Genomic DNA, 12717 nt, shown 5'->3' on the forward strand with positions numbered 1-12717 from the left:
GGTTGTCTGCAACACGAATCGCTGATAGAACGCGGATTGGCTTCACGGGCTGGCAGTATAGGAAAAGCAGTGATAACAAAGGGCCAGCCACGCGCTTTGTGATGTGTGCAAGAGCCTGTTCAATCTGAACAGGGGAACTATAGTTCTTCCGTCAGCAACCAAGGCAGGTTGTACAGCTGTTCTGCCTCAGATCGAAGCATAAGAGGACGCATGACTTTCTTTGCCTGGAAAGCGCCGCGCGCTATACGTAAGTGGAAACTGCCCCGTTCGGAAAAAAAACGAGTGTCTCCCTCCACCGCTTCGGCCGGAACATCTGCTAGCCAGGCTGCTCATGCGCCCATGGCGGTTCCGCATATTGTGCCGATTGTGTTGGAAGCAAGGGCAGGGGCACCCGAACAGCCAGCTGTACGTATTTTCCTGGGAACCGAGCCTGCACAATACCGCGCCGAGCGGATCTTTGTGTATTCGTTGGAGCAGGTGCGCAATCCTGATCGGCGTTACGAGGTCTACCGCATGACCCGTCTGCCGGGCTTTGATGAAAGCCGCTGGCGTACCGGGTTTACGAATTATCGATTTGCCATTCCGGATCTGGCTGGGCGTCATGGGCGCGCCATTTATAACGATGTGGATCAGATCTATACGGCTGATCCGGCGGACCTCTTTGATCAACCTATGGGGGAGCATGGTTATCTGGCGTTAACCCCAAACGACACGGCCGTCGCCTTGATCGATTGCGAGCGCATGGTCGAGGTCTGGAATTTTGAAAAGGCACGTTGTGAAAGCAAGAAGGCGTTGCACGCCCAGGCTGCCGAGAAACCCGGCCTTTGGGGACAGCTCGACCCCGTCTGGCATGCGCGTGACCTTGAGTATGAGCATGGCCGTTCCAGATTGCTGCACTACACCACGCTGCACTTGCAGCCCTGGCGGCCAACACCTGAGCAATACTCCTATCAGATCAACCCGTATGCCGAGTATTTCCTGAGCCTTGAGCAGGCGGCCAATGCTAAAGGTTACGAGCCTTACACTATGGCGAGTCCTAGCCCGGGCTTTAACGCAGCCTGTCAGACGCTGGCATCGCCTGCTGCGTCTCTGCCATCGGATGTCCTGTCCTTTGCAAGCGCACTGAACGGCAACGATATCGCCTTCGTAGGGCACTGGACTGATGTTCATAAGGACTCACTGGCTACGACCCACTACCGCTTCGAGCAATTGCGCCAACCAGACCTGCCCAGCCATGACCTTTTGGCGGTCAGTGGTCTTGAGCATCTGCCACCGGAAGATGTGCCCTGGCTCGTGGACCGGCTGTTCAGGCTTAGCCGCAGTTTTGTCTACATCCGGACAGGACTAGGGACAGATGAGTCACTCATCAGCTCGATCAAGGGATGGCGGGCACTGCTGCGCCGTGTGTCCCAGCGCTATCCGGATCGTTGCTGGCAGCTTGACTGCGAAGACGGCACCGGCACCTTGCAGCGTTATCTGGCGGACTTCCCGTTACGTTCCCGACGGGCAGAGGCGCTGCCCAAGGTGTGGGTACTGCTGGGCCAACATGCGGGCGATAATGCACAGTTGGTTGCCATTGCCGAGTCGCTTGGCTGGCCATATGAATGCAAGGAAACGCGGTTCAAGCCGGCCAAGTATGTGCCGGGTGCCTTGTTGCAGGGCAAGATGGCTCAGTCCGCGCCGGGTCTTGCCGCGCCCTGGCCGGATCTTGTCTTGAGTTCGGGCCGGCGTACAGCCCCGGTGGCGCACTGGATCCAGCGCCGTTCCGAAGGGCGGAGCCGTCTGGTAGTCGTTGGGCGCCCACGCGCACCGTTATCCAGCTTTGATCTGGTCCTGACCACACCTCAATACAGCCTGCCACTGCGGGACAACGTAGTGGATTTACCTGTGCCCTTTATCCAGAATCAGATACCGTCTGACCAAGAGCTGGCGGTCTGGAAAGAGCGTTTTGCGCATCTGCCGCGGCCCTGGGTCGCCATGTTGGTAGGGGGAAGCAGTATTCCTTACGAACTGGACAAGGCCGCAGGGCGAACACTGGGTGCCCAGGCCAGCGCTGCTGTCGGGGCCAAGGGGGGATCGCTTCTGATTTCTACAAGCCCCCGTACCGCAGAGCCGGTTACCCAGTCGCTATTAGAGGCCATCGAGACGCCGCACTGGTGTTACCGTTTTGAAAAGGGTAGCGATAATCCCTACCGGGCATTGCTGGCGTTGGCCGATGCCTTCATCGTGACCGGCGAAAGTGTCTCGATGCTGACGGAGGCTGCCCTGACCGGCAAACCGGTTGCAGTTTTCCCATTACCGGTACGGCGCCATTTCAAGGCACGTGTGCATCATGCGCTTGAACGCAAGCTAGGCGTGATTGACCGGGTGGCAGGTAGCCGTGGCACGCCCCGGCAGCAGAACAAGACCGGACGACTCTACGACAGTCTTGTAGAGGAAGGACTCATCAAGCGTGAGCGAAGAATCGAGGAAGTTCATGTAGCGCTGGGGCTTTTGCCTTTGCCGCAGGGACTTGATCAAGTGCCAGGTCTGTCGCCAGCGCTTATGGCTACCTCGCGCCAGCGTGCTATCGAGGCCGTACGGGCTGTGATTACAGGCGAGCGGGCCTTGTCGGCAAATCGCATCTAGGCATACATGCAGGCGGTCCGCTGGGCCGCATCGAATACCGTCAGGACACACGTACAATGACCAACGCCGCACCTCCTGTTGCCGCTAAAACAAAAGTCAAACGCAGCGCCCTCTACCGGACCGGTAAAAAGCTGCGGCCCGCGCTTAACAGCTATCTGGCCAAAAATTCTCTGGTCGGCGATCCGCCTGTATTCGATAAGCAGCTGTTTCCCTGGACGGCCTCGCTGGAACAGCATTGGGAGGGTATACGACAGGAGGTACAACAGCTCTTGAAGGGCATGGATTCAATTCCTGCGCTTCGCGATATTTCGCCTGATCACCGCAGGATCGCCGAGGGTAATAGCTGGCGCTCCTATTTTCTGTGGGGGTATGGCTACAAGATCGAAGAAAACTGCCTGCGTTGCCCAAAGACCACCGAGGCCTTGTCTGTAGTGCCTGGTCTGAACAGTGCTTTCTTTTCTATCCTGACGCCGGGTGCGCACATTCCGCGGCATACCGGAGTGACCAAGCGCATCATGACGTGTCACTTGGGACTGCTGACGCCTACTCCACGTGAAAACTGCCGCATTCAGGTAGGGGATGAAATGGTCCATTGGGATGATGGCAAATGTATCGTGTTCGATGACACCTATCCCCATGAGGTCTGGAATGAAACCGATCAGACGCGGGTCGTGCTACTAATCCAGTTCAAACGGCCATTGCGCCTCCCGGGACGGCTCTTGGGCGACCTGTTTTTAGGTGCAGTAAAGCGGAGCCCATTCGTTCAGGAAGCACGTCGCAATCTTGCTGCGTGGGACGATGCTCAGAAATTGCTGGATGAATAACTACGTTTGAGTGGCGGCTCGACGCCAGGAAACGCCGAGCCGTTATTCTATCGTTACGGCTCCAAACCACGTTCCCAGGCGCGATGGTTGCGCCGCGCATCCTGAATGAAGGGTGACCAGCGAATCAATCGGAGGATGATCCGATTAAGCAGCGAGCCCGGCCAAGCCAGGGGTCGTTGAATGTCCAGGAACAGTACTACGCGAACACCATCGGTCTCGTTCCAGACCTGATGCCGGTAGGTGTCGTCAAAGATCATGCACTTACCGGTTTCCCAGTGCCGGGTCTCGCCGCCCACCTCAATACGGCACTTTTCTTTCGGCTCGGGGACGACTAGCCCCAGGTGAGCCCGGAGCAGCCCGTTGTAGGGACCGCGGTGCAATGGGATGTGCTTTCCAGGCTCCAGAATGGAAAAGAACGCCGTGAACATGCCTGGGATGGACTCGATGATGCGAGTAGTCTCCGGGCAGCGCAGGCAATTGCCATCCATCTTGTAGCCGTATCCGTACAGGAAGAAGGTTTTCCAGCGATCATCCTGGGTGATGTTTTTCTGGTCCTTGGAGATGTCCTGAAAATTGGGAATCTTGTGCTTGTTTTGCAGGACTTCATTCAGCTCGGCACGAATCGTTTCCCAGTGGGTTTCCAGTTCAGGCACCCAGGAAAACTGGCCGGCATCGATAAAGGGTGTCGTTTCTACCTTGGAGTAGTGCTTGATCGCTTTTTCCAGGCGCTTGATGATCCAGAGACCGATCGCCACACTGGGGCGGTGCTTTTTGCGTTTGCGTTTCTGAGTAGACAGCGTGGCGTTGTCCTGGGTCTTTTCCACTCTTCACCTCGTAGGCAGTGCCGCATGGTTCCTGATGCAAGCGAAGAGCGCTCCGCTTGCGTTCGATTTAGCGTAAACGACGTTCCCTCAATAACCGCCACAGCAACGGCCAGCCGAAGATCAGCGGGTAGCGGCGCAGCCGAGGCGTTACCTCGATTGGCCGGCCCATATGCCGTTCCAGCTTCCAGGCGATGTAATCCACTCCATTCTCGAATGTGAAAACAGACTTCATCAGCCGAAGAATATTCAGCATTCGTCCCTGACGCCGCCGGGTGCTCCACAGCTGTCGGCTTTGGAGCAAGCGCTCACGGGAAGGCATATGCGAATAAAGATTCTCTTCAGACGCTATTCGATGCATGCTGGAAAAGTCATTGGCAACGGCTGCCGTTAACTGACGGTAGTAGGTTTTATCATAATGAACCAGCTCGGCAGGCCGACTTGCGGCTTCTGGACGCAGTTCAGTACCGTAGCTCAAGGCAAGGCCCGTTTGCCATAACTGTTCACTGCTAAAGCGTTCCGGCATTGAGGGCAGTGTCTGTTCCACTAACCTCAAGACGGCGTAGCCCAGTGCCTGATAAATACGCTGCCGTATCGTGTCGTCCCGGCAGTACACCAGGCGAGACGGCTGCGCAAACCGGCCCCATAGATAGCTCTGGAACCAGTGGGCAGTGCCGCGCTCCAGATCCTTCAGCGAAATCACCGCGCATTTGGTTTGCAGTACGTCTCCCTCAGACGTGCGGGCCTGCAACATGAAAACGTTAGGCGGCAGCCACGTATTGGCGACTCTGAGCAGTGCATTGGCATGTGCCCCCGCATAACTGTCGACGATAGCGTACAGGTCAACGATGCCTTCGGCCGGATTGCCACTTCGCAGGCAGGAGCCATAAAACAGCACGCCTACGACGGACTCGCCAAACCGTGCCTGGACCGCTTCACACAGGCAATCGAGTTCCTGGCGTACCGGTTGCCCGCTTTGCCTGGCGATCACCTCAAGCAATGCCGGTGAAGGACGGGGGAGCGGGGCAAGATCTGGCATGGCCGGCCTCAGTAAGTTAGAAAGCGCAGGGGAGCGGTGGTTGAAAGACGAATCGGGCAAGTAGCCTCGAACTGTTCGCCGTCCAGAAGAAAATGTGAGCTGCCCTCAAGACTGAGCGTACTGAGGTTACGACTGATATAGCCGTCCCGCTCATGCGCGACCGATTTGCCGCGACCGCACAGCAGGAACGGTAGGACGCGCATCAGCCGTCGCGGCTGATGCTCGACGGCTGTGAAATGCATAGGGGCCGCTTCGGTGCCCCAATACGGGCGGCAGCCGATCAACAGATTATCGAGCGTTGACGCGAGTACCAGAAGCCAGCTGCTGCTCCAGTCATGCGTATCGGTTCTCAGTGACGCGGGTGTGGCTGGGAGAAGTGGATGGGGTTTGCTGCGCAGCAGCGACAGCAGCATACGGATAAAGGCCAGGGCAGGGCCTAGCGCACCGCGTACACCCGTTGGGCGAACATGCTGATGAAAATACCGGACACCGCTCAGAATCGCTCCCGTGCCGAAAAACATTCCGTACTGTGGCCCGTTCGTCTCGTCGCCCACGACTTTTAGCGCGGCCCGCTCCACCTGGCGCGGCGCCGCTCCCTGGCCCTCCAGCCAGGCGCGCAAGGCCTTCAGTACGGCCTCAGGTTTCGCCCGTGTGCCCAGGTCGGCGGCACTCATGTTTGTGGTGCCACCGGCAATTACCAACAAGGCAGGTAAGGGCGTGGAAGACGTTTGCAGCAGAGCCGTCAGGACGGCTTGTAACGTGCCGTCGCCACCGATTACAACCACAAGTTCTGGTGAGTTTCCCTGCCATTGAAGCAGCGCGCGGGTAATATCCGCTGGTTCTGAAGCCTCATGCAACATGACACCAGGCAGGGTGGCAATTGATGCACGTAAAGGCTGCAGACGTCGACGAACACGACCGCTCAATGGATTCATGAGTATCCCGATCCGTTTCGGTACGGGAAGTTCGTATTCAGGCATCGGCTAGCCCGGAGCGGGGAGCAAACAGCCGAACCACCGGACGATGCCCTTCAGCTTTGAGATCGATCTGGCTTAACCACGGCTGCAATTCTGCACCGCGTCGCCGCAACGTAATGGCCCATATGACGCGCCACGCCAGAACAAGCGTCGAAATAACTGTCCAGGCTGCCACCAGTAGCAGGCCCATATCACTGGCCCCAGCAGCCCATGCCAGCGTGAGCAGCAAGAGGTTGGGATTGCGGCGGGCCGTAACCAGTCGGTTCAGCGAGTCGAAGGGTTTCCAGAGGAACATCGAAAAAGGGGCGGCAAACTTGAACGAGCCTTCGCACAGGCGTCCTGCTACATAGCCAATAAAGATGGCCCAGAACACTAAAGAAAGCGGCAGGCTGTAGCTCCAGGTTGCAGCAAGCCCCATACCCCAGGCGATATACCAGAGCGGGGGGTGCACGATGTCGAGGGCGTGGTCGAAAATATTGCCAAAGCGGGTCGAGGTTACCGTTACGCGGGCAAGTTTGCCGTCCACGGTGTCGAGAAAGGTCATGATCCAGCCAGCGATCAGGCCCAGGCCGAACTGCCCGTTCCAGAACCACCAACCGGCCAGGATGGCCAGCACATAACTGGCGGTCGTGACGTGGTTGGGACTCAGGCCCAGACGAACACACAGGTGGGTTACCCAGCGTGCCGGCACAGGCCAGACGCCGCGGGTGATAAAGTCCGTTACACCCTTGTACGCACCATTGAACAAGGACTTTTCCAGGTGCTGGCGGTTGCTTTGGGTGATTCTTGCTACCCAAGGCTGATCGAACTTGCGCAGCTGGGTCTGTAGGCCGGAGGCTACGGTGTCAGGTTGCGCAGGACGCAGCTGGAAGACAGCAGGTGCATTCAGGTCGGCAACGCCAGACAGGCGCGAGGCGGAGAGTCGGGCCGCGACAACCGCGCCATCCCGAGGGTCCTGCAAGGCAACGTCTTGGGTATCCAGCAATCCTCTCAGTACCCGGTCATCGTAAAGATAATCCTCGCGCAGCAGCAGAACATCACCTTCAGCAGGAAGCGCTTCGCCGGGGCTGGCCAGATGCGCCTTGGGAAATTTTTTCAGGATTCTTCGCAGCCGCTCCCGTGAGGTCAGGCCCCACAAGATCACCTCGCAACGGCCTACCAGATGGACCTGTATCGTCATAAGTTCTGCCTTAGTCCACGCAATGGATGTGTTATTTAAATTATTAAGCCTTGCGAGCCCTGTCTGACGAGGGCCGCAGCCTGTTTGGCAGCCTTTCGTACCGCCTTATCGTTTTCTGTCGAACCGAAAAATCAGGCTCATCGAGAATACCAGCATTAACAGCGCCGGAACGGTTCCCACCAGAACAGGAACAAGTCCGAACAGAATGCCGAGGTTTACAATAATCTGATTAGTCAGATAAACCAGCAGCCCCGTCACTGCGCCAAGGGCCAGCTTGCCGCCCAGCCCGGTGGAGCGTACCTGGCTAAATGAAAAAGGCACGGCCAGCAGTATCATGGCCAGGGTCAGCAAAGGTGTTCCAAGCTTTTCCCATAAGGCCACTTCATACTGGGCCGCTGGTTGCGCGGTGCCCTTCAGGAATTCGATGTAGTGGTAAAGCTGCCGGGAGGAAAGACTGTACGCCGGAAGCGCAACCTCCTGCAGGCGTGTTTCAGGCAGCACTGATTGCCAAATCATCTGATCCATGTGCTCGACCGTCTCGTCACCATCGACCCAGCGCTTTACCGTCACATCATGCAGCTGCCATATCCCCTTGGGCTGAATGTCGGCATAGTTAGCGAACAGATATTCCGTGAGTATCTGGTTGCCGTCAAAGGTGAACACTTCGATATGGGTAGGAATCCGTCCCAGGCGCAGCCCGCCTACACGAACGAACTGCTGGTCCTTACGCCCCCAGATGCTGCCATCCTTGCCGTTCCCTTCGACTGAGGCAATGGCATGTGCACGTAGCTGAATAGCGCTTTGCTGAAGAGGCGAGGCAGCAAACTCATCGACTGCCGCCAGTGCTACCGCAAGCAGCGCGCCGGCTAACACGGTACTCAGTCCGATACGGGCAGCAGAGATGCCAGCAGCACGCAGCGTGTTGAGCTCTTGCGTCAGAGCCAGCTGCCCTAGTGCAGCGATACCGCCCAGCAAGGCAATGAAGGGGCCGAGTTCTACCATGCGTCGAGGCAGCGTCATGGCGACTACCTCAATGGCCTGGACAAGCCGGTAATCTCCGCCAATGTCATCAAGCTCCCCGACAAGGTCCAGGGTACTGAACAGTGGCAGTAACAATGCGGCAGCAGCTATGAAGCCCATGAAGAGGGACTGCAACAGGTATTTATCAATGATCTTCATGCCGTGCGGATCCGCTTCTTGCCTACGTCCCGCCGGATGGCGACAAACAGCGCCAGCATCATGAGAATAGGGATCAGCCACATGCCGGGAAAGAGGGGCAACGAGCCATTGCCAACCATGCTCCGGCAAATGTCGCTGGCATAGAAAACCAGAGCAAATGCCGCCGTGACCGGTAGCATTCTCGCAAAACGGCCCTTGCGGGGAGCGGTATAGCTAAGTGGTATGGCAAAAAGTGCCAACAGTAGGGTGGTGATGCCTCGGGTCTGGCGCCATTGCAGCTCTGCTTGATCAGATAAGGCTGACGAAGTTGTGAGGGCACTGCTGGGTGCGGCCTTGCGGCGATACTCGGCTGTTTGGGCAACCGGCGCCAGGTGCAGGGTCATATCCTTGAAAAGCATGGTCTGGTCCCGGCTGCCCTTGCGCTCCAGTGAGTAGGCAGTACCCTGTTCCAAGGACAGAACAGGGTCTTCCGGATTAGGGTCTGTAATCAATGCTTGGCGGGCCCTGAAAAGGTGGGCTCTTTCTGCGCCGCTGTCATAGATCAGCACATCCTTTAACGCGCCTGAGTCAGGCTCGATGTGTTTTGCCAGGATCATCCGGCCATTGTCTTCATTGACGTTGAAGCGTTCGGCCTGCAAATGATTGACGTCTAGATCCGTTCTGGACTGCTGTTCAAGTCGATAGGCGTTGTCATATGCCCAGGGTCGGCCATAGAGGGAAAGACAGGCAACGGCGATCGCAACGGGCAGCGCAATCAACAGGATAGCTTTATACAGGCGCAGCGGGCTGACACCTGATGCAGCGATAGCCGTCATTTCCGTATCGTGGTACAAACGTCCCAGGCTCAGGACGACCGCGACATAAAGCGCTACAGGGACAAGCACTTCGAGCGCAATAAGTACCTTGTAATAGACGATATCCAGAACGACACTCAGTGCCAACGTGCCATTTGCCGCCTCAGCCAGATAACGCTCCGAGGAATAGCTGGCAAAGATAAAGGTGAGAATTCCCACCATGACCATTAATGGACGGCATATTTCAGAGATAATATAACGCTCAATTAAACGCATGAACTCTGGAGCCTTCTGTGGTTCCAAAACACCCGCTGGTTACTATACCGCTTATTCATACGTAACTGGCTGAAAAACCATCCTTAAATGTTGTGGCCGAGTTTGGCTGCTTCGAGGTGGTTAAGTTCCTTCCTGTTAGGAGACGGCATTGAATCTTGAACGGAACGAGCCCCGTCGGGCAATTATTTTGAGTGCAGGGCAAGGACGTCGGCTTCTTCCTTATACCGAAAGCAAGCCCAAGTGCCTTATAGAACTCGAAGGCCGGACGGTAATTGAGTGGCAAATCGACGGATTGATGGCGGCTGGAATAGAAGATATTACGGTTGTCGTAGGCTATGAGGCGGGTCAGGTAGAGCGCGTATTGGGTGACCGTTATGGTGCAGGCGTCATCCACACGCTGTTTAACCCTTTTTATGAGGTGGCGGATAACCTGGCCAGTTGCTGGATGGCGCGAGAGGCCATGCGGGATGCTTTTCTGCTACTCAATGGCGATACGCTGTTTGATCTGCCGGTACTCAAGCGTCTTCTGAGTGCGTCGCCGCGCCCCATCACATTGGCTATCGACCGCAAGCCTTCCTATGACAGTGATGATATGAAGGTCTGTCTCGAAGGCGATCAGCTGATGCGTGTGGGCAAGACGTTGCCGTTGCCAACGGTCAATGGTGAATCAATCGGCATGATGTACTTCCAGCCGGAGGGGGCCGCTCTGTTTCACAAGGCGCTTGAAGACAACATGCGTAGGCCGGAAGCCCTGCAGCGCTGGTATTTGAGTATTATCGATGAAATCGCTCAGCAGACCGGCCAGGTTTTCGTACAGTCTATTGAGGGGCTGAGCTGGGGCGAGCTGGATTTTCCCCAGGATCTCGAAGCTGCCAAGCATAAGGTGCATACGTGGCAGATGGCGACATCAGCAGCGGCTCAACACTGAGCCGCTTCACTCCCGACTCTTTCCGCCAGGATCGTCTCTACCAGTTGGCGGTCCGCCGGCGTATCCACATCGACTGCGGCTTCGGCGAAGGGCAGCACCACCGCGCCAATTCGCATATCCAGTTTACGTGACAACCGCTCCAGTGCCTGCTCCAGGGTCAACGTCCCCGCCAGGTAACGAAGCACTGCTGTCCAGCCCAGGGCGCCTGTAATGACTCGCCATGGTCGCTTGCGCTCCTGCTCGATACGCCGCCAAAAAGGGGCCAGCTGATGACCGCGCTCCGTCATGAATGCAAATAAATTACAGCCACAAAAAGGGCCGTCCTTGAGCTTGATCGCCGTGCGGCGATTTCCGGGAAAGCGCGCCTTGACTGTTTCCAGGCGAGCGACGCCTACTATAAAGTCACATCCGCTGCGCCGGGCCTCGGTCAGGAAGTAGTCCACCATATCTGGCGTCAGCAGCGCATGGTCGGCAGTCGTCAATAACACCGGTTGCGTTGGATCCTCCGCCTCAAGGCCCAGCGCGGCGCTGGCGCTGGGGGAGTTCGCATGGCTCAGCCAGTTGATTTCACCGGCTTGCAGCCATGCTTCTATCTGAGGTTCCTGGCGCAACAGGGCGCGGGTAGGGCCTATGAGCGTAATGCGCTCCACCAGAGGGCTTGAGCGCAGGGTGCTAGTTACACGGCGAACCATCGGAATGCCGCCTACGGTTGCCAATGCCTTACAGTCCACACCGGCCGCCGTTGCCACTGCGTCCCCGTCATGTCGGTCAGCGGCCAGAACCAGTGCCGAAAAGGGTTTGGATTCATAGCTGCTTTTCATAGACGCGGTATCGCTTGTATTGGTGGGTGCCAATCTGCTCGAGAATAGTGCGCATGCCGGTATTGCTTTCTAGAATCCAGGACATCTCCAGGGCTTCAAGGCCGTGCCTGACGAAGGGTGGTTTGAGCGCTTCGATCAGAAGCAATGCCAGCGTAGGGCCAAGGCGGCTGAATTGATGCTCCTGGCGTACCCCCATCAACGGTACACGAGCCGTGGTTGGCTTGCGAATCTTGAGTCGCCACAGCAGACGCAGCCAACCAAAGGGCAGGAGTTTGCCGTTGAGTGGCCTGATCACTTCATTCAGATTGGGCAGGGCAATGATGAATGCGCTGGGCTTGCCATCTACTTCAGCAATGTACAGCAGGTCATCGGGCACCAGCAGCTTGAGGTTGTTACCCATCTCCCGGAACTCGGCTTCGGTAAAGGGAACGAAGCCCCAGTTATTAGCCCAGGCATCGTTGAAAATGTCGCGCAGCGTCTGCATTTCTTCGGCGAAACGGCTACGGTCCAGCGTTCGGATGTGAACACGCCCACGGTAGCGATCCATCATACGGCGCATGGTCGGCGTGAAGTTGAGCTCGTCCGTACGCATCCAGTACGCTAGAAGATCGGCAGCGGGCTGGTAGCCATTGTTCTCCAGCTGCTGGCTGTAGTAGGGGTGGCCGTGGCCCATCATGAACATCGGCGGTGTATCGAAGCCTTCGACGAGAAGTCCACTCTCCTCATTGATGGTCAAGCTGAAGGGGCCTGTAATACGATGAGCGCCTTGCTCAAGCAGCCAGGCTTCAGCCGTATCGATCAGTGTCTGAAAGACGGTCGGATCATTAATGGCTTCGAGCATGCCGAAGTGACCGGTGTCCTGACCATGGCGCTCTCGATGGAGCGTGTCTACCTGCGCCGTGATACGTCCTACCGGCTCATGACCTGACCAGGCGATCCAGGCCCGCCATTTCAAATGTTCGAATACGGGATTTTTTCGAGAGAGGTGCTCGTGGCGCTCGAAATGCAAAGGTTCGACCCAGTTCGGATCGCTCTTGTAGAGGCGGCCCGGGAAACCGATAAAAGTCGCCATATCCGCCTTGCTGCCAACCGGCCTGACTTCAATTGTTTGTTTGATCCCGGAAGTAAGTTGATCCACATGAAGACCTTTAGCTTGATTAGCTGAACAATAATGCTTCGGATTGCGCTAGAAACATGCTTCCTTACATACACTCGTTCTTCTTCCTAAAGCATGATTATGCGCTTATGGT

Annotated in this window: 11 protein-coding genes; 3 read left to right on the forward strand and 8 right to left on the reverse strand. The window is 56.9% G+C overall.

Annotated elements, in window-relative coordinates; genetic code table 11:
- Nucleotides 1–210: 210 nt before the first annotated feature.
- Entirely contained in the window at nt 211–2628 is a 2418-nt protein-coding gene (locus tag GM154_RS09600; RefSeq protein ID WP_258019784.1) for a mitochondrial fission ELM1 family protein, read from the forward strand.
- A 56-nt stretch (nt 2629–2684) separates the two neighbouring features.
- Complete coding sequence (locus GM154_RS09605) at nt 2685–3452, forward strand: aspartyl/asparaginyl beta-hydroxylase domain-containing protein (protein WP_219652070.1); 768 nt, start codon at nt 2685–2687, stop codon at nt 3450–3452.
- Nucleotides 3453–3505: 53 nt separating this feature from the next.
- Here GM154_RS09605 and GM154_RS09610 read toward each other — a convergent pair whose 3' ends face one another.
- The 6 genes from GM154_RS09610 to lptF all read right to left on the reverse strand — a co-directional run bounded on the left by GM154_RS09610 (nt 3506) and on the right by lptF (nt 9718).
- Nucleotides 3506–4276: an aspartyl/asparaginyl beta-hydroxylase domain-containing protein gene (locus tag GM154_RS09610; RefSeq protein WP_125889032.1), complete on the reverse strand. Its 771-nt coding sequence runs from the start codon at nt 4274–4276 to the stop codon at nt 3506–3508.
- Nucleotides 4277–4343: 67 nt separating this feature from the next.
- A complete protein-coding gene (locus GM154_RS09615; RefSeq protein WP_219652071.1) occupies nt 4344–5312 on the reverse strand; it encodes a hypothetical protein in 969 nt (322 codons plus the stop codon).
- A gap of 8 nt (nt 5313–5320) precedes the next feature.
- Entirely contained in the window at nt 5321–6247 is a 927-nt protein-coding gene (locus GM154_RS09620; protein WP_258019785.1) for a diacylglycerol kinase family protein, read from the reverse strand.
- A gap of 37 nt (nt 6248–6284) precedes the next feature.
- On the reverse strand, nt 6285–7469 hold the full coding sequence (locus tag GM154_RS09625) for a CDP-alcohol phosphatidyltransferase family protein (RefSeq protein WP_219652072.1): 1185 nt from the start codon (nt 7467–7469) through the stop codon (nt 6285–6287).
- Nucleotides 7470–7574: 105 nt separating this feature from the next.
- Nucleotides 7575–8648, reverse strand: coding sequence for an LPS export ABC transporter permease LptG (gene lptG, locus GM154_RS09630; protein ID WP_019367194.1), 1074 nt, complete (start codon nt 8646–8648; stop codon nt 7575–7577).
- Nucleotides 8645–9718 carry an LPS export ABC transporter permease LptF gene (gene lptF, locus GM154_RS09635; protein WP_219652073.1) on the reverse strand — a complete coding sequence of 358 codons (1074 nt, stop codon included), beginning with the start codon at nt 9716–9718 and terminating at the stop codon, nt 8645–8647. Before lptF ends, lptG begins: the two co-directional genes overlap by 4 nt.
- Before the next feature lie 148 nt (nt 9719–9866).
- On the opposite strand from lptF, the gene GM154_RS09640 reads away from it, so the two are divergent.
- Nucleotides 9867–10646, forward strand: coding sequence for a phosphocholine cytidylyltransferase family protein (locus tag GM154_RS09640; protein ID WP_258019786.1), 780 nt, complete (start codon nt 9867–9869; stop codon nt 10644–10646).
- Here GM154_RS09640 and GM154_RS09645 read toward each other — a convergent pair.
- Together GM154_RS09645 and GM154_RS09650 are read right to left on the reverse strand one after the other, a co-directional pair.
- Nucleotides 10637–11467 (reverse strand): nucleotidyltransferase family protein, encoded by an 831-nt coding sequence (locus GM154_RS09645; protein ID WP_197870362.1) that lies wholly within the window; start codon nt 11465–11467, stop codon nt 10637–10639. The genes GM154_RS09640 and GM154_RS09645 overlap by 10 nt on opposite strands.
- The gene (locus GM154_RS09650; RefSeq protein WP_289927667.1) at nt 11451–12605 is read right to left on the reverse strand and encodes an N-acetyltransferase; all 1155 of its coding nucleotides are present in this window, start codon (nt 12603–12605) and stop codon (nt 11451–11453) included. The genes GM154_RS09645 and GM154_RS09650 overlap by 17 nt, the downstream gene beginning before the upstream one ends.
- Nucleotides 12606–12717: the final 112 nt, after the last annotated feature.

This window comes from Pseudomonas sp. MAG002Y, assembly GCF_019400845.1.
Lineage (GTDB): Bacteria > Pseudomonadota > Gammaproteobacteria > Pseudomonadales > Pseudomonadaceae > Chryseomonas > Chryseomonas luteola.